Origin of the sequence: Streptomyces sp. MspMP-M5 (genome assembly GCF_000373585.1) — a bacterium.
In the GTDB taxonomy this organism is placed as follows: Bacteria; Actinomycetota; Actinomycetes; order Streptomycetales; family Streptomycetaceae; genus Streptomyces.
On sequence record NZ_KB891853.1, the window covers coordinates 488,339 to 512,150 of the forward strand.

At 73.4% G+C, this 23,812-nt stretch carries 19 protein-coding genes, 1 tRNA gene and 1 pseudogene; 8 read left to right on the forward strand and 13 right to left on the reverse strand.

What is annotated here, in order from left to right:
* Positions 1-27 precede the first annotated feature (27 nt).
* The gene (locus B073_RS0102325; protein WP_018536482.1) at positions 28-702 is read right to left on the reverse strand and encodes a TetR/AcrR family transcriptional regulator; all 675 of its coding nucleotides are present in this window, start codon (positions 700-702) and stop codon (positions 28-30) included.
* A gap of 258 nt (positions 703-960) precedes the next feature.
* Here B073_RS0102325 and B073_RS0102330 point away from each other — a divergent pair, with 258 nt between their 5' ends.
* Both B073_RS0102330 and B073_RS0102335 read left to right on the forward strand, forming a co-directional pair.
* Positions 961-1,671 (forward strand): hypothetical protein, encoded by a 711-nt coding sequence (locus tag B073_RS0102330; protein WP_018536483.1) that lies wholly within the window; start codon positions 961-963, stop codon positions 1,669-1,671.
* Positions 1,672-2,051: 380 nt separating this feature from the next.
* A complete protein-coding gene (locus B073_RS0102335) occupies positions 2,052-2,447 on the forward strand; it encodes a RidA family protein (RefSeq protein ID WP_026246975.1) in 396 nt (131 codons plus the stop codon).
* 14 nt (positions 2,448-2,461) lie between these two features.
* On the opposite strand, the gene B073_RS0102340 is transcribed toward B073_RS0102335, so the two are convergent.
* The 3 genes from B073_RS0102340 to B073_RS0102350 all read right to left on the reverse strand — a co-directional run bounded on the left by B073_RS0102340 (position 2,462) and on the right by B073_RS0102350 (position 6,072).
* Positions 2,462-3,295: an arylamine N-acetyltransferase family protein gene (locus tag B073_RS0102340; RefSeq protein ID WP_018536485.1), complete on the reverse strand. Its 834-nt coding sequence runs from the start codon at positions 3,293-3,295 to the stop codon at positions 2,462-2,464.
* A gap of 190 nt (positions 3,296-3,485) precedes the next feature.
* Positions 3,486-4,787, reverse strand: coding sequence for an acyltransferase family protein (locus tag B073_RS0102345; RefSeq protein ID WP_018536486.1), 1,302 nt, complete (start codon positions 4,785-4,787; stop codon positions 3,486-3,488).
* 376 nt (positions 4,788-5,163) lie between these two features.
* The gene (locus tag B073_RS0102350; protein ID WP_234024970.1) at positions 5,164-6,072 is read right to left on the reverse strand and encodes a glycerophosphodiester phosphodiesterase; all 909 of its coding nucleotides are present in this window, start codon (positions 6,070-6,072) and stop codon (positions 5,164-5,166) included.
* Between the two features lie 281 nt (positions 6,073-6,353).
* On the opposite strand from B073_RS0102350, the gene B073_RS0102355 reads away from it, so the two are divergent.
* Both B073_RS0102355 and B073_RS0102360 read left to right on the forward strand, forming a co-directional pair.
* Positions 6,354-6,917, forward strand: coding sequence for a YbaK/EbsC family protein (locus tag B073_RS0102355; RefSeq protein WP_018536488.1), 564 nt, complete (start codon positions 6,354-6,356; stop codon positions 6,915-6,917).
* Between the two features lie 100 nt (positions 6,918-7,017).
* Positions 7,018-7,965, forward strand: a complete 948-nt coding sequence (locus B073_RS0102360; RefSeq protein WP_018536489.1) for a serine/threonine dehydratase — start codon at positions 7,018-7,020, stop codon at positions 7,963-7,965.
* On the opposite strand, the gene B073_RS47035 is transcribed toward B073_RS0102360, so the two are convergent.
* Positions 7,962-8,282 carry a hypothetical protein gene (locus B073_RS47035; protein ID WP_018536490.1) on the reverse strand — a complete coding sequence of 107 codons (321 nt, stop codon included), beginning with the start codon at positions 8,280-8,282 and terminating at the stop codon, positions 7,962-7,964. The two genes, B073_RS0102360 and B073_RS47035, sit on opposite strands and share 4 nt — an antisense overlap.
* Positions 8,283-8,335: 53 nt before the next feature.
* Between B073_RS47035 and B073_RS38920 the strand changes: the two genes are divergently transcribed.
* Together B073_RS38920 and B073_RS48680 are read left to right on the forward strand one after the other, a co-directional pair.
* The gene (locus tag B073_RS38920) at positions 8,336-8,842 is read left to right on the forward strand and encodes a methyltransferase domain-containing protein (protein WP_051093885.1); all 507 of its coding nucleotides are present in this window, start codon (positions 8,336-8,338) and stop codon (positions 8,840-8,842) included.
* A 61-nt stretch (positions 8,843-8,903) separates the two neighbouring features.
* Positions 8,904-9,182 (forward strand): annotated as a pseudogene (locus tag B073_RS48680) (glutamine amidotransferase-related protein); the annotation flags it as partial.
* Positions 9,183-9,420: 238 nt separating this feature from the next.
* Here the strand turns inward: B073_RS48680 and B073_RS0102370 are convergent.
* From B073_RS0102370 to topA, 5 genes are all read right to left on the reverse strand, one after another.
* Positions 9,421-9,494 (reverse strand) — tRNA-Thr (locus tag B073_RS0102370).
* A gap of 92 nt (positions 9,495-9,586) precedes the next feature.
* Positions 9,587-11,191: an alpha/beta hydrolase gene (locus tag B073_RS0102375; protein ID WP_018536491.1), complete on the reverse strand. Its 1,605-nt coding sequence runs from the start codon at positions 11,189-11,191 to the stop codon at positions 9,587-9,589.
* Between the two features lie 242 nt (positions 11,192-11,433).
* A complete protein-coding gene (locus B073_RS0102380) occupies positions 11,434-12,678 on the reverse strand; it encodes a DNA polymerase III subunit delta' (RefSeq protein WP_018536492.1) in 1,245 nt (414 codons plus the stop codon).
* A gap of 310 nt (positions 12,679-12,988) precedes the next feature.
* A complete protein-coding gene (gene tmk / locus B073_RS0102385) occupies positions 12,989-16,261 on the reverse strand; it encodes a dTMP kinase (RefSeq protein WP_026246976.1) in 3,273 nt (1,090 codons plus the stop codon).
* A gap of 154 nt (positions 16,262-16,415) precedes the next feature.
* The gene (gene topA, locus B073_RS0102390; protein ID WP_018536494.1) at positions 16,416-19,286 is read right to left on the reverse strand and encodes a type I DNA topoisomerase; all 2,871 of its coding nucleotides are present in this window, start codon (positions 19,284-19,286) and stop codon (positions 16,416-16,418) included.
* A 499-nt stretch (positions 19,287-19,785) separates the two neighbouring features.
* Between topA and B073_RS0102395 the strand changes: the two genes are divergently transcribed.
* A complete protein-coding gene (locus B073_RS0102395; RefSeq protein WP_018536495.1) occupies positions 19,786-20,367 on the forward strand; it encodes a hypothetical protein in 582 nt (193 codons plus the stop codon).
* Positions 20,364-20,834 carry a DUF2752 domain-containing protein gene (locus B073_RS0102400; RefSeq protein WP_018536496.1) on the forward strand — a complete coding sequence of 157 codons (471 nt, stop codon included), beginning with the start codon at positions 20,364-20,366 and terminating at the stop codon, positions 20,832-20,834. The genes B073_RS0102395 and B073_RS0102400 overlap by 4 nt, the downstream gene beginning before the upstream one ends.
* A gap of 18 nt (positions 20,835-20,852) precedes the next feature.
* On the opposite strand, the gene B073_RS0102405 is transcribed toward B073_RS0102400, so the two are convergent.
* The 3 genes from B073_RS0102405 to B073_RS0102415 form a co-directional block, all read right to left on the reverse strand.
* Positions 20,853-21,257 (reverse strand): hypothetical protein, encoded by a 405-nt coding sequence (locus tag B073_RS0102405; RefSeq protein ID WP_018536497.1) that lies wholly within the window; start codon positions 21,255-21,257, stop codon positions 20,853-20,855.
* A 205-nt stretch (positions 21,258-21,462) separates the two neighbouring features.
* Entirely contained in the window at positions 21,463-22,992 is a 1,530-nt protein-coding gene (locus B073_RS0102410; protein ID WP_018536498.1) for a DUF7059 domain-containing protein, read from the reverse strand.
* Positions 22,993-23,083: 91 nt separating this feature from the next.
* Positions 23,084-23,668, reverse strand: coding sequence for a hypothetical protein (locus tag B073_RS0102415; RefSeq protein ID WP_018536499.1), 585 nt, complete (start codon positions 23,666-23,668; stop codon positions 23,084-23,086).
* Positions 23,669-23,812 lie beyond the last annotated feature (144 nt).

Here is a 23,812-nt window from a genome sequence, read left to right on the forward strand (position 1 = left end):
GAGTCCAGGGCTCAGGGCCCTGGCTTCTTATGACGGTTTGGCCTTCCTGTCAGGCTCCTCGGGGCTTCTGTTGTTGTCCTTCCGGGGCTGCTCTTCAAGGTCCCGTCCGGCTCCCGTCGGGAGCAGGCCGCGCGTGAGGCGGGTCATCGTGGCCACCAGGACCTCGCGCGGGGTCTCGGGGCGTTCCAGCCACCACAGGGCGAGGCCGTAGAGGGAGCTGCGGATCGCTTCGCCCAATGGCTCCAGTTCGGCCTCGGGAATGCCGGGGGCGGCCTCGCGCAGCAGGCCGATGTCCGTCTCCCGCTGCCGTCGCTGGATTTCCCGGTGGAACGCCTGCACCTCGGGGTCGCCGGTGGTGTCGCGGAACATCATCCGCCAGGTGTACGGGTGGCTCTGCACATGGCCGAACCAGGCGTCGTACATCGCCTCCAGCTGGTCGGCCACCTCCCCCTCGCCGTGGAGGAGTTCGCGGAGGGGGGCGGCGGCCAGCTCGTCGCGGTGGCGCTCCAACAGGGCGAGGTGCAGCTCCCGTTTGGAGTCGAAGTGGCGGTAGAGCATCGGCTTGCTCAGGCCCGCCTCGCCGGCGATCTCCCCGATCGTGGTGGCCGTGAAGCCGCGCTCCGCGAACAGCCGGGCGGCCGCGTCCTCGATCCGCGTCCTGGCCTCCGCGCGGGCGGCGCGGTTCCGGTCAATCTCGCTCATGGGGCGTCCTCGTGGTCCTGGCCGGCCGCGCACGGCGTCGGCCCGGCGGCGCGAAGCCGGCGCGTTCTCGCCGTGTCATTCGGCTAATTCGGCTCGCAATTGTCTCCGAGGAGGAGCATACTCGGTGGTGTACCAAGCGGTATACGCGACAGTAACTTAGCCAGTGAGTTGCGCGCGGCCCGCAGTGCAAGCGGCAGTGCAGAGGAAGTACCAGGCAGGTCGGACGCAGGGCAGCACGGACGGACAGGGGGGCTCGACATGATCATTTCCCTACATCTCGCCGACATCGGCGCCCGCGGCACGCGCGCCGTGCTCGGGCGGCCACCGCGGCCGGGCACGGTCCCGGGTCTGCGGTTCGCGGCCACCACCCTCACCGGTGGCGTCGCCGCCGGCCCGCCCAAGGTCCGTCCCGGCCGGGCCGCGTTGCTCGCGTCGTGGGACGACGACGCCGCGCTCGACCGCTTCCTCGCCGAGGATCCGCTGGCCCGGCGGCTGGCTGGCGGCTGGCTGGTGCGGCTCCGGCCGGTGCAGGTCCTGGGCACCTGGAGCCGGATGCCGGTCGAGACCGAGCCCGGCGCCACGCTGACGGACGAGGACGGTCCGGTCGCCGTGCTGACCCTCGGCTCGCTGCGGCTGCGCCGGGCCGTGCCGTTCCTGCGGGCCAACTCCCGCGCCGCGGGCCGGGCCGCGGCCGATCCCTCGATGATCGCCTCCGCCGCCCTGGCCAGACCTCCCCGCTTCGTGGCCACGTTCTCGATATGGCAGAGCGTCTCCGCGATGAGCCGCTACGCGTACGGGGCAGCGCACCCGCAGCACAGAGAGGTGGTCGAGGAACACCGCGCCGTGCCGTTCCACCACGAGGCGGCGTTCGTCCGCTGCCGCCCCTACGGCGCCCGGGGCCTGCTCGACGGGAGGGAGCCGATAGCGGCGGCCGCCGCGGCGTCGCCACGGCCTGAACTCGCCGGGTAGGGGCCGCACCGCCGGCGCGTCACCGCCAGCTGCTACCACCAGGCGCAGGGGAACGTCCTGGTCAAACGCGTGCTGATGGTCGCCGCCCGGCGCAAGGGGCCGCTGGTGGACCACTCCCACGTTCGGCCGTCAGGTGCTGTACGGACTGGCGCCGTCGGCCGATATCGATCTCGTCGGCTCCGAGGGGCGGCTTCCCCAGGAGGAGCAGGAGGCGCTTCAATCCCTGGGAGTGTGTGACGAGTTGGTGAGAGAGAGGGGAGCCGGCGGGCATGAGCGGCAGCAACGGCGACCACGGCAGCGGCGCCAGTCGCGGCAGCAACAACGACCGCGGCAGCGGCGAGGATCGCAGCAGCGGTGCCGATGGCGGCAGCGGTGACGGTCTGGAGCGGGTGAATCCGCCTCACCTTGCGCCACCTGCCGGTTTCAGTCATGCCGTGCGCGTCTCCGGCCCCGGCACGCTGGTGTTTCTCGCCGGGCAGACGGCGCTCGACGGGACGGGGCGGATCGTCGGGGACGGCGTCGTCGCGCAGTTCGAGCGGGCGCTCGGGAATCTGCTGGAGGTGGCGGCCGCCGCCGGCGCCGCCCCCGCCGACCTGGTCAAGCTCACCGTCTTCGCGGTCGACGTGGCCGACTACCGCCGGCATGCCAGGGAGCTGGGCCGGGTGTGGAAGCGCCTGGTGGGGAGCGACTTCCCGGCGATGGCGGTGATCGGCGCCACCCGTCTGTGGGACGAGACGGCGCTGGTGGAGATCGAGGGCATCGCGGTGGTGCGGTAGCGCGCCGTGGCCGCTCACTCCTCGTAGGTCGCCACCAGCGCCTCGGCGTCCGCCGCGGACAGCGTGATCCCGAACTCGGCGTCCAGCAGGGCCGGGATCTCCTCCGGCGCGACCTCGCGCACGTCCCGCGACCAGTCCGGCCGGGTCCGGGCCAGCTCCCGGCCGACCAGCGTGCGGCGCAGCCCGGACCCGGGCTTCTGCGCCACGATCCTGCCGGTGAACGGCGAGCGCGGGTGGGTCGATATGTAGTGGTTGAAGACGGTGTAGTCGACCGGGAAGCGCTGCTCGGTCCCGAAGGCGTAGAGGTCGAACCAGCCGTCCTCGTGGAGCGACCGCAGCACCCATGCGCCGGTTTCCTGCTCCCTGATCAGGCCGAAGGTCCAGGCGCCCTGGCGGTCCTCGACGCCGTCCCGCAGCGGGAGCGGGGCGAGCAGCGCCTCGCCGCCGAAGCCGACGTCGGTGATCCAGTCCGCGCCGTCCAGTTCCACCTTCAGCAGGGCGTGGGTGACCGGGCGCACCTTGTCGTCGCCCATCCGGATCCGGGCGCCGAGACCGGAGACCCGGAAGCCGAGGCGCTCCAGGGCGGCCGCGTAGAGGAGGTTCTGCTCGTAGCAGTAGCCGCCGCGCCGTTGCCGGACCATCTTGGCCTGCAGCGTTTCCAGGTCGAGCGGGATCGGGCGGCCCAGCACGATCTCGACGTTCTCGAAGCCGATGGCGTCGCTGTGTGCGGCGTGCAGCGCCCGCAGCGTCTCCAGGGTCGGCCGGCGGTCGCCCGCGTAGCCGATGCGCGCCAGGTACGCGTCCAGGTCGAGCCGCTCGCCGCCCCAGGTGGATCCGGATCCGGTCATGGTGCCTGTCCCCCTTCGTCGTGGCGTCCTCCCCATTCGGGAGGGCCGCAACGGAGCCTACGAGACACCGCCACCGCAACGTATCGGCCAACGGGCCGACGCCACGCCCCGGCCTGGCCTAGGACTCACGTCGGAGCGAAGGAGCGAAGGAGCGAGCGGCGGCGCTCCTCCCCGCTCGCCCCGGTGCGTCTCAGGCGTGGCCGCGTGCCGTCCCCGCCGGGTCCGGCTTGAACGCCCAGGTCATCCTGGGCTCCATGGCGAAGCGGAAGATCCGCTGCACCGGGGGCGTGCACAGGAGCGTGACGAGCGTGCCCGCGGCCAGGGTGAGCAGTACCTGCCCCCATGGCGCGTGCAGCCAGGGGTTGTCGTACCAGTGCCAGAAGCGCGAGCCCTTGGCGAGGAAGCCGTGCAGCAGATAGCCGTAGAGGGTGCCCGCGCCCAGCGCCGTGAACCACGTCCGGCGGCCCGGCACCCAGGCGAAGAAACAGGCCACCAGCACCAGCGAGCAGCCGAACATCGCCAGGGTCATCACCACCCCGCTCCACCAGGGGGCGCCCAACTCCTGTGCGCTGTCACGGTGGTAGAGCCACGCGGCGTTCATCCGCGGCGCGGCCCAGTAGGCGAAGACCAGCGCACCGGCGACGACCGGCAGCGCGGCGAGCCGCACCTCCTTGCGGCGCAGCAGCTGGAAGTGCTCCGGCCGCAGGGTGAGTCCCAGCACGAAGAACGGCAGGAACTGGAGCACCCGTTGGAGGTTGAGATCGTCGCCGATCTCCGGCGAGACGGACGCCAGCACCGCGATGGTCAGCGCGAGCGGCAGCGGCCAGCGCACGATCTTCCACAGCGGGGTGGTCAGGCGCCAGATGAAGAGCGCGACCAGGAACCACGTCAGGTACCAGGGCTGGAGCAGGGTGATCGGATAGTCCGGGTCGTGGTCCGCCCAGCGCTTGAAGAGGGTGTAGGCGACCTCGAAGAGGACGTACGGGACGGCGACGCCGGTGATCAGCCGCTGCAGCCGGTCCCTGCGCATGTCGAAGCTGCGCGAGAAGTAGCCGGAGATGATGATGAAGGCCGGCATGTGGAACGCGTAGACGGCGATGTAGAGCGCCGCCGCCGACCGGCTGCCGGAGCGCAGCGGCTCCCAGGAGTGCCCCATCGCCACCAGCACGATGGCCAGGTACTTCGCGTTGTCGAAGAAGGCGTCGCGGGTGGCGGCCCCGGGGCCGGTGCCCGCCGCCCGGCCGGTGCCGGCGCTCGCCCGGCCCGCACGCCCCTTGGCGTGCCGCCCGCTTCCGCCTCCGCTGCCGCCGGCGGTCGGCCCGGGCGGCGCCGCGGGCCCGGGTGCCGAGGACGCGGGGATCGTCGCCGTGGAGAGCCCCGCCCGGCCCGTGTCCCCGGCCGCACCCGCGCCGGCGGGCGGGTCCTGCGGCATCTGCCGCGGCGCGGGCAGGGGCACCCGCCGCTCGCCGTACACCGGAATCTCGTGCGTCAACGGCCCTCCAGGAAAGCGCCTTCGGAAGGAGCCGGACGCCGAGAAGCAGTGCGCTCCAGAACGGAACCCATAAGCCGAATCCAGCGTCTTAGTCTATTTACGGGGAGCTTGGCGGCGAACATCTCTGGCACCTTAGCCGCGCCGACGGAATCCCGTAAATCCCGCCCGGCCGCGACCACCCAGCGGGGCGCCGCCCTTCACCGCACCTTCACCCGAGCCGGGCGAAATCCCGCAAATTCGGGCGGGAGATTACACCCGTCGGCCCCGGACGAGCGGCCGCAACTCCGGCCCACCCGAAAAACCACCCGCCCCGAACAAACGCGCCGAACAAACGCGCCGAACGTCGCCCCGAACGTCGCCCCGAACAAGCGGGTGTTCAGTCGATGACGCCTTCCACGCCCCGCGCCCGCACCGCCCGCACACTCGCCTCCGTCCCCACGTCCCACGCGAAGATCTCCAGCTGCCGGCCGTGCGGCCCCCGCAGCCGGTGCACCGCCCGGGCCCAGCGCGAACCGACCTCCGCCATACGGGGATTGATCTGATCGGCGAACCGCGCATAACGCCGTAGCCGGCTCATCGGCGGCCGCCCCAGAATCCCCGTACGCACCTCCGGCATCAGCATGTGCACCCGCTTCACGCAGCGCACACAGAAGCTTTGGATCACCAGCCGACTACGGATATGCACCCGGTCCAGCCAACCCAGCGCCCGCAGTTCGCGAAGTGTCTGCGCCTCGATTCCCGGATATTGCTCGGGCGCCTTGAGCTCCAGCAGCAACCCCTGCCGATTACGGTCCAGCCGGTGCAGATAGTCGGCGAGCGTGGGCACCCGCTCGCCCGCGAAGCGTTTCCCGAACCAACTCCCGGCATCCAGCCGCGCGATCTCCGCCGCGGTGAAATCCCCCACCCGCCACGGCGCCCGGTGCGGGAACACCTTCGCGGCATCGGTGGTCCGGTTGAGCGTGGTGTCGTGCAGCACGACCAGCCGCCCGTCCTTGGTCCGCTGCACGTCGTTCTCGACCCACACCAGCCCCCGGCGGTGCGCCGCGTCGACGGCGGCGAGGGTGTTCTCCGGCGCGTAGCGGGACGCGCCCCGGTGGGCGATCACGAACGGCGTGCCGCGCTCCTCCGGCAGCATCACGAACGTCCCGCCCCGGGTGGCCAACTGCTGCCGTCCCTCCGGACCGGACGCCAGCGCCGACGAGGCCATGGTCACCGTGACGAGGAAAGCGAACGCACCGGACGCGGCCCGCAACGGCGGCCGGATCCGCACCGATCTCCCATGCACGCGGAGCCTCCAGGTCGCTCGACCGCAGACGCTGCCGTCTGCGTCAGGTACGCCCCCTAGGGCCCGCAGCTGCCCTGCCCCGACCCTGCCTGCAACCAGCCCCCGCCGCCACGCGAGGCGACCCGCCGCACGCCCCCACCGCCCGCCTTTTGCGCAGGTCAAGCCCTCCGGCGGTGGCTCGGCCGGGAGGCGGCCATCCGAGCGGGCCGAAAAGCGCTCCGGCCCCGAGGACGGGACTTCGGCCCCTCGGCAGGCCGGGGCGCCTGAACTACGATGCCAAGATGATCAATTCCCGCACCACACCGTTCGGTCGTTTCGACGCGGCCTGGCGCGCCGTCGAGCGTCCGGAACTGGTGGCGGACCCCACGGCCGCGGCCCTGCGCACGTGGACGGGCGCCGAGCCGGCGGAGTCGGTGCTGGTCGTCGACACCGACCCGGAGAAGGCCGACACCGCCGCCTTCTGCGAGACCTACGACGTGCCGCTGGACGCCTCCGCGAACTGCGTGATCGTCAGCGCCAAGCGCGGCCAGGAGGCCACCTTCGCCGCCTGTGTCGCGCTGGCGACCACCCGCGTCGACGTCAACAAGACGGTCCGGAAACATCTGGGCGCCCGAAAGGCCAGCTTCGCGCCCATGGAGACCGCCGTCGCGGAGACCGGCATGGAGTACGGCGGCATCACCCCGCTCGGCCTGCCGGCGGACTGGCCGGTGCTGATCGACGAGGCGGTCGCGGCCAGCCCGTACGTGCTCATCGGCAGCGGCCGGCGCCGCGGCAAGCTCATCCTCCCCGGCCGCTTCCTGGCCCAGCTGCCCCGGGCCGAGGTGCTCCCCCAGCTGGCCGGCTGAAACCGGCCGACACCACCGGCCCGCCCGTCGCCGCCGAGGAGCCCGCGGCGACACCGGGCACCCACCACGCCCCGGGCTCCGCACTCCCGGAGGCTCTGCCATGCCCCAGCTCACCTACGACGAGGTGAAGTCCGCGGCCGCCCGTATCGCCGGGCAGGTCCGGCCGGTGTCCCTCGCGCCCGCGGACCCGGATGCCACCGGCGCCCGGGTGTGGTTCGCCTGCGAGTTCCTGCAGCACACGGGCACCTTCAAGGCCCGCGGCGCGGCCAACTTCACCGCCGCGCACAAGGAAGCCGGCACCATGCCAGAGGCTGGCGTCGTCATCGCCTCCGGTGGCAACGCCGGGATCGCCTGCGCCTGGGCGGCGGCCCGGCACGGCGTCCCCGCCAACGTGTTCCTGCCGGAGACCTCCCCCGCGGTGAAGGTGACCGGACTCCGGGCCCTCGGCGCCCAGGTGCACCAGGTCGGGACGGAGTACTCCGAGGCCCTCGCGGCGTCCCGCGCGTACGCGGCGGGCACCGGCGCGCTGGAGTCCCACGCCTACGACCACCCGCTGATCGCCGCCGGGGCCGGCACCCTCCTCGAAGAGGTCGCCGCCGCGCTGCCCGCGGTCGACACGGTCGTCGTGGCGGCCGGCGGCGGCGGGCTGTTCGCCGGCACCGCCGCGGCCGCCGACCACCACGGCATCCGGACCGTGGTCGTCGAACCGGAGCACTCCCGGGCGCTGAACGCGGCGCTCGAAGCGGGCGCCCCGGTCCCGGTCGAGGTCCGCTCCGTCGCCGCCGACGCGCTGGGCGCCCGCCTGGTCTCCCCGGCCGCCCTGGACTGGGCCCGGCGTCCCGGCACCCGCTCGGTCCTGGTCCCCGACGACGCGATCGTCGCCGCACGCCAGCACCTGTGGGACGCCTACCGCATCGCCGTCGAACCGGCCGGCGCCACCGCCCTCGCGGCCCTCCGCTCCGGCGCCTACACCCCCGCGCCCGGCGAGACGGTCTGCGTCGTGCTGTGCGGGGCGAACACGGACCCGGGGGATCTCGTCCGGCGCTAGGCGTGTGTCGGATGGATCGTGCCCTGCCGGACCGCCGCCTCGTGCCAGACGTCGCGGTAACGCCGCGCCCCCGCCGCGCCGAGCGCCGCGGTCGCGTGCGCCAGCAGCGTCAGCGCCCCGGCCTCCCGCTGCCGCAGATGCGCCTCGGCCTCGTCCTCGCCGCGCAGTTGCTGGACGGTGTCCTCGACCGCCGAGCGCTCGGCCAGGGCATGGACCGGCGCAGCTGGGAATCGCTCACCAGAGAGGACCGCCCGAGCGTGGTCAGCCTCAACGGCCGCGACGGGGACCTGCTGGACCAGGTCTTCGTTCCCACCCACACCACGTCCACCCCCGTCGCCATGGTCCTGCTGGGCCTCTCCGGGGTGGCGGCATGGCCGCGCCGGGCTCGCTGCTGGAGGTCGGGAGCGGCACCGACACCATCGCCGTCAGCGCCGCGCTGCCCGGCTGCGCACGCGTCGTCGCCTCGGACATCAACGTGCACGCGGTACGGAACGCCGCGCTCAACGCGACCCGGCACGGCGTCGCCGACCGCGTCCGCGCCGTCCACAGCGACCTCTTCGCCCAACTCCCGGCCGAGGAACGCTTCGACACCGTCTACTGGCACTCCACCTTCGGGCTCGCTCCGACCGGCTACCGCTACCGCTCGGACCACGAACGCGCCTACGTCGACCCCGGCTACGCGGCACACCGCCGGTACCTGTCCCAGGCACCGGACCGGCTCATCCCCGGCGGCCGGGCCCTGCTGCACTTCTCCAGCCGCGGCGACCTCACCACGCTGCACCGCATCGCCCGGGAGACCGGACGGCAGCTGCGTCCGCTGCGCAGCGTCACCGTGCCCGACGCCGGGGACACGTCGACCACATGCTGCTGGAGGTGACCGCCGACCGCGCGGCCGGCAGCACGGCTCCGAGCACCGGAAAGCCGTCGCGCGCACACTGATCGACGACAACCACGACTCCTTCACCCACAACCTCTTCCGCCTCCGGGCCCGGGTGAACGGGACGGAGCCGACGGTGATCGGCGACGACGACCGGTCCTGGCGGCCCGACCGGCTCGCCGGCTTCGACAACGTGGTCCTCTCCCCCGGCCCGGGAACCCCCGCCCGTGAAGCCGACTTCGGCAACTGCCGAGAGCTGGTCAACCACTGCCACCTGCCCCTCCTCGGAGTCTGCCTGGGGCACCAGGGCATCGCACTCCACCACGGCGCCACCGTCGAGCGCGCCCCCGAACCCGAATGCGAGGAACAGCCGTCAAGTCGGCCCCTTCCGCTCCCTGACCTCCAGCACCTTCCCCGAACGCAACACCCCCGCTGCCCCCCCATGCGCTCGCATCGCCCTCGTAAAGAGCACGCAGAAACGACCGCCGATCAGATCGCGCTCCGGCCCCAGACTCCAGCCCCAGACCCAACCCAAAGAAAAGCCCAGACCGGACAATGTCCGACCTGGGCTTCATCTGAGCCGCCTTCGGGATTCGAACCCGAGACCTACGCATTACGAGTGCGTTGCTCTGGCCAACTGAGCTAAGGCGGCGTGGTGCGCGGCCCAGTCTACACAGGAGCGGGGGGTGCTCTGTACTCGGTTCTGGAGGGGCTCGGTGGGGGTGGGGGCGGGTGTGGGGCGGGTCACGTGCAGCGCTTGTTCTTGGCGGGTGGGGCGCCTTCGAGGAGGTAGGTGTTGATGGCGGTGTCGATGCAGTCGCTGCCGCGGCCGTAGGCGGTGTGGCCGTCGCCGACGTAGGTCAGGAGGGTGCCGCTGGAGAGCTGGGCGGCCAGGCCCTTGGCCCAGGTGTACGGGGTGGCCGGGTCGCGGGTGGTGCCGACGACGACGATCGGGTCGGCGCCCTTGGCCTCGATGCGGTGGGTCGTGCCGGTGGCCTTGACCGGCCAGTAGGCGCAGCTCAGGGCGGCCCAGGCGAAGTTGTCGCCGAAGACCGGGGACGCCTTGCGGAAGGCGGGCAGGGCGGCGCGGACCTGGTCGGGGCCGGTGAAGGGGGCCGGCAGGTCGAGGCAGTTGACGGCCGGGTTGGCGTACATCTGGTTGGCGTAGTGGCCCGAGGCGTCGCGCTCGTAGTAGCTGTCGGAGAGGGCGAGCAGTCCGCGGCCGTTGCCGGCCCGGGCCTGGGCGATGGACTGGCGCAGCAGGGGCCAGGCGCCCTGGTCGTACATCGCGGCGATGACGCCGGTGGTGGCGAGGGACTCGGTGAGCTTGCGGTCCTGGCCGGTGTCGATCGGGTGGGCGTCCAGCTTCTTGAAGAGGGCGGAGAGCTGTCGGCCGGCGTCCTCGGTGCTCTTGCTGCCGAGCGGGCAGTCCTTCTTCTTCACGCAGTCGGCGGCGAACGCGGTGAAGGCGGTGTTGAAGCCGGCGGCCTGCTGGAGGTTGATGGCGCGGGAGTCCAGCGACGGGTCCATCGCGCCGTCGAGGACCAGGCGGCCGGAGCGGGACGGGAAGAGGCCGGCGTAGGTCGCGCCGAGGAAGGTGCCGTAGGAGGCGCCGACGTAGGTCAGCCGCTTGTCGCCGAGGACGGCGCGCAGGACGTCCATGTCGCGGGCCGCCTCGATGGTGGAGACGTGCGGCAGCAGCTTGCCGGAGCGGTCCTCGCAGCCCTTGGCGAAGTCGCGGTCGGCGGTGACGAGCTGGTTGACCTCGGCGGGGGCGTCGGGGGTGGTGTCGGTCTGGGTGAAGCGGTCCATCTGGCGGTCGGTGAGGCATTCGACCGGTTCGCTGCGGGCCACCCCGCGCGGGTCCATGGCGACCATGTCGTACCGCGCCCGGACCGCGGCCGGCTGGGGCGCGTACTGCTGGAGGTAGTCGATCGCCGAGCCGCCGGGGCCACCCGGGTTGACCATCAGGGAGCCGAGCCGGGTGCCGGGGCCGGTGGCCTGCTTGCGGGCCACCGCCAGCTTCAGGTCGGTGGCCGGGCTGGGCTTGGTGTAGTCCAGGGGCGCCTTCATCGTGGCGCACTGGAAGCCCGCCACACCACAGTCGTGCCAGCTCAGCTTCTGGTCGTAATACGGGCGGAGTTCGGCGGGGATGGCCGTCGGGAGCGGCGCCAGGGGGGTGGCCGACGCCGGGCGGTCGGCGCCGGCCTCCGTGGAGCGGCCCGACGAACCGGCGCCACCGGGGGCGGACGACGTCCCCGACGAACAGCCGGAGATCAGCAGGGCGAGGGCCGCGGTGGCAGCGGCGGCAGCGGTCGTGGTGGAGCGGAACAGGCGGCTGGGCGGCATGGCGGTCCCTTGGTGTCGGTACCAGGTGGGAGTCTTCCCGGTGGTGGCCTGTGTGGCGTTCCTGGCGGCGGTGGCTCCTCGGTGCGGTGTGCTCCTCGGCGGTGCGCTCCCGGCTTCCGGCTCCCGGTTTCCCGACTCCTTCCGGGTCACCTACGGATTTTCCGGGTCACCTACGGAGCGTATCCATATCCCCACGTACTGTGCGCGGTGATCGCACGGGTGGTGAGCCGACGGTGGGGCGCTCAGCCCGCCCGGAGCGCGACCGTCATGGCCTCGACGGCGAGCAGCGGGGCGACATTGCGCTCCAGGGCCTCCCGGCAGGCGATCACCGCTTCTATGCGGCGCAGGGTGCGCTCGGGGGTGGAGTTGCCGGCGATGCGCCGGAGGCCGTCGCCGACCTCGTCGTTGGCGAGCGGGACGGTGGCGCCCATCTGGAGGGCGAGGACGTCGCGGTAGAAGGCGGTGAGGTCGACCAGGGCGAGGTCGAGGCTGTCGCGCTGGGTGCGGGTGGCGCGGCGCTTCTGCTTGTCCTGGAGCTCCTTCATGGCGCCCGCGGTGCCGCGAGGCAGCCGCCCACCGGTGCCGGCCGCGGCCCCGAGGGCGGCGCGCAGCTCCTCGGTCTCCTTGGCGTCGATCTCCTCGGCGACCTGCTTGGCGTCCTCGCCGGCGGCGTCGATCAGCTCCTGTGCGGCTTTCAGACAACCGACGATGTCGTCGACGCGGAGCGGGAGCTTCAGGACGGCCGCCCGGCGGGCCCGGGCCCGCTCGTCGGTGGCGAGCCGGCGGGCCCGGTCGATGTGCCCCTGGGTGGCGCGGGCGGCACGGTCGGCGGCCTCCGGGTCGATGCCGTCGCGGCGGACGAGGACGTCGGCGACCGCGGCGACCGGGGGCGTACGCAGCGAGAGGTGGCGGCAGCGGGAGCGGATGGTGGGGAGGACGTCCTCGATGGAGGGGGCGCACAGGAGCCAGACCGTGCGGGGGGCGGGCTCCTCGACGGCCTTGAGCAGGACGTTGCCCGCGCCCTCGGTGAGGCGGTCGGCGTCCTCCAGGACGATCACCTGCCAGCGGCCGCCGGCCGGGGAGAGCGAGGCCCGGCGGACCAGGTCGCGGGTCTCCTTGACGCCGATGGAGAGCAGGTCCGTGCGGACGATCTCGACGTCGGCGTGGGTGCCGATGAGGGTGGTGTGGCAGCCGTCGCAGAAACCGCAGCCGGGGGCGCCGCCGAGGGCGCGGTCCGGGCTGACACATTGGAGGGCGGCGGCGAAGGCGCGCGCGGCGGCGGCCCGGCCGGATCCGGGCGGGCCCGTGAACAGCCAGGCGTGCGTCATCTGGGAGCCCGTTCGCTCCGCCGCGGCCGCGGCCACCTCGCCGGCCGCCGCCTCCCGGGCGGCGGCCTCGGCGGCCACGACGGCGTCCGCGTCGCGTGCGGCAGCGGCGAGCTGCGCCGTCACCCGCTCCTGGCCGACCACGTCGTCCCATACCGCCATCGCTGCTGCCGTCCTGTCCTGTCCGTTCCGCGTGTGGTGCGCGGCGGGCACCTCGGAGCGCGCCCCGCGCGTGTACTGCTGCTACTGCTCGGTCGGCCGGTCGGCCCGGACGCCTCCGTCGGGCGCGTCTGCCACGTCCGTCCGTCGCGCCCGTCTGTTGCGCCCGTCCGTAACGCCCCGTGCCCCACCCATTGTGGTGCACCCCACTGACAATCCGTCCCGCGCCCGGGACGGACGCGCGAACGGCCGTGGCCACAGCACACTCGCGCTGCGGCCACGGCCGTTCGCTCCGGGTCCGGGCCGGGCCCCGTCAGCCGCGCCGGCCCCGGCGGCGGCCGTTGCCGCCCGTGCCGTGGTCGGCGTCGTCGTGCGGGCCGAGGAGTTCGTCGGCGAGCGACGGCAGGTCGTCCAGCGGGGTCTCCTCCGCCCATTCGGGGCGGGGGCGCCCGCGCCGCGGGGGCTCCACCGGGCGGCCGGTCTCCGGGTCGATCTGCGGGAGTTCGCGGGTCCGCTCGGTGCGGCTCTCGGCGGCTCCGGCGTTTCCGGCCGGGCCGTTCTCCTGGGCGAACATCCACGGCGGCACCCGGTCCGCCGGGTCGTCCTCCCGGACGGGCGGCAGCACGGCGGTCTCCTCGGAGTCCGCGCCGCCTCCCCGGCGGGCGTCCCGGGCACCGTCCCGTACAGGCAGGACCGCCGTCTCGTCCGCCGCGCCGTGCGCGTCCCGCGGCTCGGGCCGCGGCAGCGCCGCCGTCCGCTCGCTGTCCGGGTCCGGACCGGAACCGGAGGAGCCGGAAGAGCCAGAGCCAGCGGAACCGGAGCCACCGGAAGCCCCGGAGCCGGAGCCACCGTCGGCCTCCGTCCCCGAGTCGCCCTCCACCGCCATCCGCTTCCGCAGCTGCGTCACATCCGTCTCGGCGGTCGGCGCCTCGGCCGACTCGGCAGCCGCCGCCTTGGCCGTCGCCTCGGCCGCAGCCGCCGCCTCGGCCGCCGCGATCCGGGCCTGCTCGGCGCGCAGCAGCGCCTCCTCGGCCTTGCGCTGCTTCTCCAGGCGGCGTTCCTCGGCCTCCCGGCGCAGCCGCGCCTGCTCCTCGTGCTCCTTGCGGAGCCGCTCCTGCTCGGCCCGGCGGGCCTTCTCCTCCGCCTCGCGCCGCTTGCGCTCCTCCTCGGCGGCCTGGCGGGCCTCCTCGGCGCGCTTACGGGCCTCCTCGGCCTGGCGGGCGGCCTCCCGGGCCCGGGCCTCCTCGGCCTCCTGCCGCTTGCGCTCCTCTTCCTCGGCGCGCAACTTGGCCAGCTGCTCCTGGCGCTCGCGCTCCCGGCGCTCCTCCTCCGCCTTGCGCGCGGCCTCCTCCTCGGCCTTGCGGCGGGCCTCCTCCTCGGCCGCCTTGCGGGCCTCGTCCCGGGCCTTGATCTCGGCCTCGGAGAGCGGGAGGACCTGGTCGAGCCGGTGGCGCAGGACGGTGGTGACGGCCTCCGGGTCCTGGGCCGCGTCGACGACCACATAGCGCGCGGGGTCTGCGGCGGCCAGGGTGAGGAAGCCGCTGCGCACCCGCTCGTGGAACTCGGCCGGCTCGGACTCCATGCGGTCCGGCGCCTCGGTGAAGCGCTCGCGGGCCGCGTCCGGGGCGATGTCCAGCAGGACGGTCAGATGCGGGACCAGGCCGCCGGTCGCCCAGCGGTTGATGCGGGCGATCTCGGTGGGCGCGAGGTTGCGGCCCGCGCCCTGGTAGGCCACCGACGAGTCGATGTAGCGGTCGGTGATCACCACCGCGCCGCGGGCCAGCGCCGGCCGGACGACGCTGTCGACGTGCTCGGCGCGGTCGGCGGCGAACATCAGCGCCTCGGCGCGGTCGGAGAGCCCGGACGTGGACACGTCCAGGATGATCGAGCGCAGCCGCTTGCCGATGGCGGTGGCGCCCGGCTCCCGGGTCACCACGACCTCGTGGCCCTTGCCGCGGATCCACTCCGCGAGCGCCTCGACCTGGGTGGACTTCCCGGCCCCGTCGCCGCCCTCCAAGGCGATGAAGAAGCCGGTGGCCGCGGTGGCCTGCGCCGGGTCGCCGCCGCGCACCGCCTCCCGCAGGTCGTGCCGGAACGGGACGCCCTGCCGGTCGTCGGTCCGGCCCAGCACCCAGGCGGCGACCGGCAGCAGCAGCGCGCCGACCAGCATCAGGGTGAACGCGGCACCGCCGTGCGCGAAGACGAAGGCGCCGCTGCCGATCTGGTGCCGGCCGATGATCCCGGCCAGCAGGGGCGCGACGACGGCGGCCAGCCCGATGGCGAGCCGGACGACGGCCTGGAGGTGCTCGGTCGTGCGCGCGGTGTGGGCCGGCTCCGTCTCCTGGTCCAGCAGCACATGGCCCGTATTGGCGGCGATGCCGGCGCTCATCCCGGCCAGCAGCGCGAGCACCAGCACCGACGTGGTGTCCGGCACCAGCCCCATGGCCAGCAGCAGCAGACCGGTGGTGGCGACCGCCAGGGCGAGCAGCCGGCGCCGGGAGAATCCGGGCAGCACCCTGCGGGCGCCGCGGATGCCGACGGCCGTGCCGCCGGTCAGCGCGAGCACCAGCAGCGCGTAGCCGGCCGGCCCGGCGCCCAGGTCGGCGGCGTGCAGGACGGAGACCGCGGCGGCCGCGGCGATCGCGCCGGCCACCGCCGCACAGGCCGCCACCAGCAGCGGAATCGCGCCGGTGCGGCCCCGCTCGGGCGCACCGCCCGTCTTGGCCGTCGCCGAGGCGGACTTCGGCCGGCGCAGGCCCTCCAGGGGAGAGCGCGGCCGCGGCGTGGCCCCGTCGGGCAGCTCGATGAAGTAGAGGATCGAGACCGACGCGGCGAACAGCCCGGCGGCAACGTACGAGCCCAGGGCCACCTGGTGCAGGTGGAACCACTCCACGCCGGCCCCCAGCAGCCTCCCGGCCAGGGCGCACACCAGCAGGGCGGCGGCCGCGATCGGCAGCGCGACGAAGCCGGTGCGCAGCGACAGCCGGCGCAGCGCGTCCATGTTGTCGGGCAGCGGCCGCACGGCGGCGCCCTCCGGGGGCGGCGCGGGCAGCAGGGCCGGCGCGGCGCTCTCCCGGGCCACGGTCCAGAAACGCTCGGCGACGCCGCTGACGAAGACCGTCACCAGCAGCCAGGCCAGCGCGCTGGTCGGCGTCCAGTCGATCCACAGGGGGGCGACGACCAGCAGCGCGAGCCGCAGACCGTCCGCGGCGATCATCGTCCAGCGGCGGTCCAGCGGTCCGCCGGGCGCCGTGAGCGCGGACAGCGGGCCGAGCAGGACGGCGCCGAAGAGCAGCGTGGCCAGCATCCGCACGCCGAAGACGGCGGTCACCGCGAGGGCGGCGCCTCGATAGCCGCCGCCGAACACGGCCTGGCCGCCCAGCGGTACGTAAAGCGCCGCCTGTAGGGCGAGGACCACCAGGACAAGCAAGGACAGGGCATCGCCGATACCCCCGACGAACTGGGCGCTCCACAACCGCTTCAGTGGGGGGAAGCGGAGCAGGGCACGTACGGCGCGCTCGCGGGAATCGGCTGCGAGGGCGTCTGATGTGGGGGTCACGACCGTTGGCTGCTCGGCACGCGTCATCTCGCCAGCCTATCGGGACGGAACACTCCACCGGGCGCCTGCCCGAACAAACGGGCGGCCACACGGAGCGTGAAAGGGCGGGCCGGCGGAGCGTGTCCGCCGGCCCGCCCTTGTGCCGCGCCCGACCGCGCCGGGCAGGCACGGTCCGGGCGGCTCAGTCCTCGGCCGGGCCCGCGGTCTTCTTCGCCGCCGTCGCCGCGGTCTTCTTCGCGGCGGTCTTCTTCGCCGCCGTCTTCTTCGTCGCCGCGGTCTTCGTCGCCGCCGTCTTCTTGGCGGCGGTCTTCTTGGCGGCCGTCTTCTTCGCGGCCGTCTTCTTGGCCGGCGCCTTCTTGGCCGCCTTCTTGGCGGTCTTCTTCGCCGGCCCCTTGGCGCGCTTCTCCGCCAGCAGCTCGTAGCCGCGCTCGGGCGTGATCGTCTCGACGTCGTCGTCCCGCCGCAGCGTCGCGTTGGTCTCGCCGTCGGTGACGTACGCGCCGAACCGGCCGTCCTTGACCACCACCGGCTTGCCGCTCACCGGGTCCGTGCCCAGCTCCTTCAGCGGCGGCTTGGCGGCGGCCCGGCCGCGCTGCTTGGGCTGCGCGTAGATCGCCAGCGCCTCGTCGAGGGTGATCGTGAAGAGCTGCTCCTCGCGCTCCAGGGAACGCGAGTCGGTGCCCTTCTTGAGGTACGGGCCGTAGCGGCCGTTCTGCGCGGTGATCTCCACGCCCTCGGCGTCGGCGCCGACGACCCGCGGCAGCGACATCAGCTTGAGCGCGTCCGCCAGGGTCACGGTGTCCAGGGACATCGACTTGAAGAGCGAGGCGGTGCGCGGCTTGACCGCGTTCTTGCCGGTCTTCGGGGTGCCCTCGGGCAGCACCTCGGTGACGTACGGGCCGTAGCGGCCGTCCTTCGCCACGATCTGGTGCCCGGACTCCGGGTCCATGCCCAGCTCGTAGTCGCCGCTCGGCTTGGCCAGCAGCTCCTCGGCGTACTCCACGGTCAGCTCGTCGGGCGCCAGGTCGTCGGGGACGTCGGCCCGCTGGTGGCCCTCCTCGTCCTTCTCGCCGCGCTCGACGTACGGGCCGTAGCGGCCGACCCGCAGCGTGATGCCGCTGCCCACCGGGAACGACGAGATCTCCCGGGCGTCGATCGCGCCCAGGTCCGTGACCAGCTCCTTCAGGCCGCCGAGGTGGTCGCCGTCGCCGTTCCCGGCGTCCGCCGCGCCACCCCCGCCGGCGCCTGCGCCCTCGCCGAAGTAGAAGCGCCGCAGCCACGGCACGGCCTGCGCCTCGCCGCGGGCGATGCGGTCGAGGTCGTCCTCCATCTTGGCGGTGAAGTCGTAGTCGACGAGCCGGCCGAAGTGCTTCTCCAGGAGGTTGACCACGGCGAAGGAGAGGAACGACGGGACGAGCGCGGTGCCCTTCTTGAAGACGTAGCCGCGGTCCAGGATCGTGCCGATGATCGACGCGTACGTCGACGGGCGGCCGATCTCCCGCTCCTCCAGCTCCTTGACCAGCGTGGCCTCGGTGTAGCGGGCGGGCGGCTTGGTGGCGTGGCCGTCTGCGGTGATCTCCTGCGCGGCCAGCGCGTCGCCCTCGGCGACCTGCGGCAGCCGCCGCTCGCGGTCGTCCAGCTCGGCGTTCGGGTCGTCGGCACCCTCGACGTACGCCTTGAGGAAGCCGTGGAAGGTGATGGTCTTGCCGGACGCGCTGAACTCGGCGTCCCGGCCGTCCGCGGCCTGTCCGCCGATCTTGACGGTGACGGAGTTGCCGGTCGCGTCCTTCATCTGGGAGGCGACGGTCCGCTTCCAGATCAGCTCGTAGAGCCGGAACTGGTCGCCGGTCAGCCCGGTCTCGGCAGGCGTGCGGAAGCGGTCGCCGGAGGGGCGGATCGCCTCGTGCGCCTCCTGCGCGTTCTTGACCTTGCCGGCGTACGTGCGCGGCTTGTCGGGGAGGTACCCGGCGCCGTACAGCTGCGTCACCTGCGCCCGGGCCGCGGCGACCGCGGTGTCCGAGAGCGTGGTGGAGTCCGTACGCATATAGGTGATGAAGCCGTTCTCGTACAGCTTCTGCGCGACCTGCATGGTGGCCTTGGCGCCGAAACCGAGCTTGCGGCTGGCCTCCTGCTGGAGGGTGGTCGTCCGGAACGGCGCGTACGGCGAGCGGCGGTACGGCTTGGACTCGACCGAGCGGACCGAGAAGGCGGTCTGCTCCAGGGCGGCGGCCAGCGCGCGGGCGTTCGCCTCGTCCAGGTGCAGCACGTCGGCGTTCTTGAGCTGCCCGTTGGGGCCGAAGTCGCGGCCCTGGGCGACGCGGCGGCCGTCGACGGTGTTCAGGCGGGCGGTCAGCGTCGACGGGTCGCTGGCGTCACCGGCCCGGCCGGTGGAGAACGTGCCGGTCAGGTCCCAGTACTCGGCGGATCGGAAGGCGATGCGCTCGCGCTCCCGCTCGACGACGAGCCGGGTCGCCACCGACTGCACCCGGCCGGCGGACAGCCGGGGCATGACCTTCTTCCACAGCACCGGGGAGACCTCGTAGCCGTAGAGGCGGTCGAGGATCCGGCGGGTCTCCTGGGCGTCGACCAGCTTCTTGTTGAGGTCGCGGGGGTTGGCGACAGCCTCGCGGATGGCGTCCTTGGTGATCTCGTGGAAGACCATCCGGTGGACCGGGACCTTCGGCTTGAGGATCTCCTGGAGGTGCCACGCGATGGCCTCGCCCTCGCGGTCCTCATCGGTGGCGAGGAAGAGTTCGTCGGACTCGGCCAGCAGCGCCTTGAGCTTCTTGACCTGGTCCTTCTTGTCGGTGTTGACCACGTAGATCGGCTGGAAGTCGGCGTCGACGTTCACACCGAGGCGCGCCCAGGACTCGCCCTTGTACTTCGCCGGGACCTCGGCCGCGCCGTTCGGGAGGTCACGGATGTGCCCGACGCTGGCCTCGACCACGTAGCCGGGGCCGAGGTAGCCCTTGATCGTCTTCGCCTTGGCAGGCGACTCGACGATGACGAGTCGGCGGCCGCCGCCCTCTGCGGTCTCGCTGGTCGGGGACAACTTCGCTCTTCTCTCCGGTCGACGCTGGAAACGCTCCCGGGCCGGACGCCCGGGGTGCACTGCGGTGACGCTTGACGCTGCGGAGTGTGACGGTACCTCCCGCCCCCGTGTCAAACGGAAAAACCCCGCAACGCCACTCGAACGGTAACCCGACTACATGCCTTCGCGCCGCCCCGACCGCTCCGGCCCCTCCCCGGCGGCCCGCCACGGGGCCCGTATGGATCACGGCACTCCCGCTCCGCCGCCTCCGCCCGGCGCCGCCCGGCAACCGCCCCCGGCCTGCCACCGGCCTGCCACCGGTCTCGCAGCGTAACCGCCCGCCACCCGCCCGCCCCACGGCCGCCGGACGCGGCTCGTGCGGCAACCGTCACAGACCGGCTCCGATTGCCGTCATCACCTTGATACGGCCGGTGAGCGGACTGGCAGGATGGACGTGGCACGGCCCACCGGGTGGGCCGGCAGCCGTCGACGTCACGCACTCTCGGGGGGAACGACACCCATGGCGAACCACTATCCCGGACCGCCACCGGAGCAGCCGCCCGGCCAGCCCGGCCAGAACCCGTACGCCACCCCGGAGAGCGGCGGGCCCGCGGACGCCGGCTACGGCTACCCGCAGGGCGGCCGCCCCGGGGACCCCGGCTACGGCTATCCGCAGGCCGCCCCACCGCCGCCCGGCTTCGCGCCTGGTGCCCCGCCGCCTCCGCCCGGCGGCTTCCCGCCCCCGCAGCCGCAGGCCCCCGGTACGACGCTGTCGCTCGGCGACATCGCGGTCAGCGGCGACACGATCATGACGCCGGTCGGCGCGATGCCCCTCAGGGGCGCGGTCTGGACGGCCACCGACATGTCGCGCACGGAGGAGCGGATGCCCTCGCACGCCGTCGTCCTCGCCGTCATCTTTTTCTTCTTCTGCCTGCTGGGGCTGCTCTTCCTGCTGATGAAGGAGCGCACCACGACCGGCTTCGTGCAGGTCACGGTGAACAGCGGCGGCCGGCACCACTCCACGATGATCCCCGTGCAGTCGCGCGAGCAGGTCATGTTCGTCCTGAACCAGGTCAACTTCGCCAGGTCGCTGAGCGTGTGAGCCCCGACGAGCCCGCGGGCCGCACCGCCCCGACGCCCCCCGGCGGATCCGTGCCGCCGGGCGGCCCCGCGGCGGTGCGCCGGCGCACCCTGCGCCAGGCGTCCCTCGCGCTCGGCACCGGCGTGCTCGGCGCCGTCTACCTCTGGCACACCGACCCGCACCAGCCCGGTCAGCTGCTGATCCCCTGCCCCTTCCGGATGCTGACCGGCCTGCTCTGCCCGTTCTGCGGCGGCACGCGGATGGCGTACGACCTGATGCACGGCGACGTCGCCACGGCCTTCGACGACAACGCCGTCCTGCTCGCCCTCGGCGTCCCGGCCCTGGCGTATGTGCTGGTGCGCTGGCTGGCCGCCGGGCTGCGGGGGCGGCGCCGCCCCCTGAAGCTGACGGCCCGCGGCAATGCCGTGGTCCTCGGCATCGCCGCGGTGTGGATGATCGCCCGGAACGTCATCGGCCTCGTCGGCTGACGGCCGGGCCCTGCGGCGTCAGCTGACGGTGACCTTCACCACCGGGGAGAGGGCGTCACCGGACGCGATCCGCAGCTCGTTGACGCCCTTGATGCCGAGCTTGACGCGTATCGCGTAGCTCCCGTCGGCGTGGACCGGCGCCTGGGCCGGCAGCGACACCCACTTCGCGCGCTGCTTCTGCTGGACCGTGACCTTGGCGCCCGGCTTGAGGCCCTTGGTGGCGCCGGTGATCCGGAACTCCTGCCATGCCTTGACCGTCGTCGCGCTGGCCTTGGCGGTCAGCGTCGCCTTCGCGGGCGCGGCGGCCACGACCGCGGCGGGCGTGTGGACCTGCTGCGGCGCGGCGAAGGCGGCGGCCGAACCGCCGGTGAGCAGGGCGGCGGTGACCATCCCGACGGCGGCGTAACGAAGTGCACGGTTCATCTGGGATCCCTCACTGATGGGTCAATGGGCGGTTGATGACCTTCGTTCTGGAATACGGACATCAGTCCACGGAGGTTCCCACTCCACCGCACTGTCCGCCGAATTCACCGGAACTGGCCGAAACCGAACGCCCGCCTCCGTGACGGAAGTTGACCCCGAACGCCGCCGGCGGCCGACCGGGCAGGCCGCCGCCGCGCCCCTCGGCTCAGCCGACCGGCTCCAGGAATCCCTGCTCGACCAGCGCCCGGATCGAGGCCGGTGTGCGGTCCCGCAGCAGCACCGGGTCCTCCCCGACGAGCTGGGCGATGGCGTCCAGGATCCGCCCGGCGGTCAGCGTCCCGTCGCAGACGCCCGCGAAGCCGGCGCCTACCGTGTCCACCTTCGTGGCCCGCCGCATCCCGCGGTTCTGACGGAGCACCACATGCTCCGGGTCCTCCGCGCCGGGCAGCCCGACCTGCTCCTGCACCACCTCGTCGACCAGCCGGAAGCGCCCGGCCAGCAGCGCCGCGTCGTCGGTGGCCCGCAGGTAGTCCTGCCGGTCGAAGTGGCTCAGCACGGCCTGGCCCAGGGGCTGTTCGACCGGATGCGGCCATTCCTCGATCGTGACGGCCGGGTCCGCGGCGCCGGACTTGCGCAGCGTGATCCAGCCGAAGCCGACGGCCTTGGTCTTGCGCGCCTCGAACTCCTCCAGCCAGGCGTCGTACCGCGCCGCGTACTCCTCCGGCCCGGCGCGGTGGTCGCCGCCGTCGCGCAGCCACAGCTCGGCGTACTGGGCGACGTCCTGCACCTCGCGCTGCACGATCCAGGCGTCGCAGCCGCGCGGCACCCACGAGCGCACCCGGTCCTGCCACTCCTCACCTGCCACATGCTGCCAGTTGGCCAGCAGCTGGCAGTACCCGCCGTCGTTGAGGTGGGCGGCGGCCTGCTGGACGAGGGTGCGGCACAGGTCGTCGCCGCCCATCCCGCCGTCCCGGTAGGTCAGCCGCGCGCCCGGCGAGATCACGAACGGCGGGTTGGAGACGATCAGGTCGTAGGTCTCCTCGCCGACCGGCTCGAAGAGCGAGCCCTCGCGCAGATCCGCCGGCGCGGCCCCGGAGAGCGCCAACGTCAGCGCGGCGATCCGCAGCGCCCGGGGGTTGAGGTCGGTGGCGGTGACCCGGGTGGCGTGCTGCGCGGCGTGCAGCGCCTGGATGCCGGAGCCCGTGCCGAGGTCGAGCGCCTTGGCGACCGGGCGGCGGGCGGTGATCCCGGCGAGGGTCGTGGACGCCCCGCCGACGCCGAGCACCAGCTCGGCGCGGTCCGCCGCCGCGGCGCCCCGGATGCCGCCGGCCCCGCCGACCGCGCAGCCGAGGTCGGAGACGATCCACCAGTCCTGCCCCTCGGGGCCGCCGTACGGCCGCACGTCCACCGTGGCGCGCAGCTCGGCGCCGTCCCGCACCAGCCAGCCGTCGGCGAGGCAGTCGGCCACCGGCAGCACCGCGGCCGCCTGCGCCTCCGGCACCGCGCACTGCAGCAGGAACAGCCGCACCAGGGTCTCCAGGGGCCCGCCGCCCCGGGTCGCGCGCAGCGCGGGAACGGTCTCGCTACGGGCCAGCGCGGCGTACGCGGGCGCGCCGAGCAGGTCCAGCAGACCGTCGGCGGTGAAGGCGGCGGCCAGCAGCGCCTCGCGCAGCCGGCCGGTGCGGGCGCTGCTCTCGGGGTCCTGGGCATCTGCGGTGGGGAGGTGCGTCGTCACCCCTCCATTGTCGGGCCTGCCACCGACAATCGTCGACGGCCCGGCGCCCCGCCCCACTTCGGGCGCGTCGCCGGGCCGCTGCCCGCCGCTGCTAGGCGCTCTTGGACGGCGCCGCGGACGGCCCGGCCGAGCCGCCCTGGTTCTGGCAGCCCTTCTGCCGCGCCATCGCCTTGCCCACGTCGCCGGCCTCCAGCTTCTTGAAAGCCTGTTCGCTCTTGGCGTTGAGCTTGTTGATGCCGTTGGAGAGGTTGCGCAGTCCGTCGGCGAACTTCAGCTTGTCCCCGGTGTCGAGGCCGTCCACCTGCTTCTTGAGGTCCTTGTAGCCCGCGGAGAGCGAGTTGAGCTCCTTGACCGCGTTCTTCTGGGCGTCCGCGCCGCCCTCGCCCGGCGGCGGCCCCGCCTTGTCCAGGGACTTGGCCAGCTGCCCGTAGGCGTCGGAGATCTTCTGGAAGGCCGCCGAATCGGTCTGCTGGACCTTCTTGGAGTCCGTGTTGCCGCTGTCGGCCGTCTGCATCGCCGCGTTGGCGTCCTGGATCTGCTTGAACGGAGCCTGGGCCGGGTCGCAGAACGACTTCGCCCAGTTGTCGAGCTTCTTGGTGTTGTCCTCGCTGCAACCGGTCAGCGCGAGCAGGAGTGCGGCACCGCCGGACAGGGCAGCCACAAGCTTCTTGTTCACCGGATTGGTCCCTTCCATGGCTCTCGGCCCCGGAACATACACGTCCGAACGGCTTCGCCCATGGGTCGGGCATCCGCCCCGGCCCGCATTGCAGCCATTTGCATCAAGCACCGCGAGCGCCGCCGGGCGCGCCGCGGGCGGGTG

Excerpts from the sequence above, each read along its gene's own strand:
- B073_RS0102325 (WP_018536482.1), bottom strand. The coding sequence starts at position 702 with ATGAGCGAGATTGACCGGAACCGCGCCGCCCGCGCGGAGGCCAGGACG.
- B073_RS0102330 (WP_018536483.1), top strand. The coding sequence starts at position 961 with ATGATCATTTCCCTACATCTCGCCGACATCGGCGCCCGCGGCACGCGC.
- B073_RS0102340 (WP_018536485.1), bottom strand. The coding sequence starts at position 3,295 with ATGACCGGATCCGGATCCACCTGGGGCGGCGAGCGGCTCGACCTGGAC.
- B073_RS0102355 (WP_018536488.1), top strand. The coding sequence starts at position 6,354 with ATGATCAATTCCCGCACCACACCGTTCGGTCGTTTCGACGCGGCCTGG.
- B073_RS0102360 (WP_018536489.1), top strand. The coding sequence starts at position 7,018 with ATGCCCCAGCTCACCTACGACGAGGTGAAGTCCGCGGCCGCCCGTATC.
- B073_RS38920 (WP_051093885.1), top strand. The coding sequence starts at position 8,336 with ATGGCCGCGCCGGGCTCGCTGCTGGAGGTCGGGAGCGGCACCGACACC.
- B073_RS0102375 (WP_018536491.1), bottom strand. The coding sequence starts at position 11,191 with ATGCCGCCCAGCCGCCTGTTCCGCTCCACCACGACCGCTGCCGCCGCT.
- B073_RS0102380 (WP_018536492.1), bottom strand. The coding sequence starts at position 12,678 with ATGGCGGTATGGGACGACGTGGTCGGCCAGGAGCGGGTGACGGCGCAG.
- tmk (WP_026246976.1), bottom strand. The coding sequence starts at position 16,261 with ATGACGCGTGCCGAGCAGCCAACGGTCGTGACCCCCACATCAGACGCC.
- B073_RS0102395 (WP_018536495.1), top strand. The coding sequence starts at position 19,786 with ATGGCGAACCACTATCCCGGACCGCCACCGGAGCAGCCGCCCGGCCAG.
- B073_RS0102405 (WP_018536497.1), bottom strand. The coding sequence starts at position 21,257 with ATGAACCGTGCACTTCGTTACGCCGCCGTCGGGATGGTCACCGCCGCC.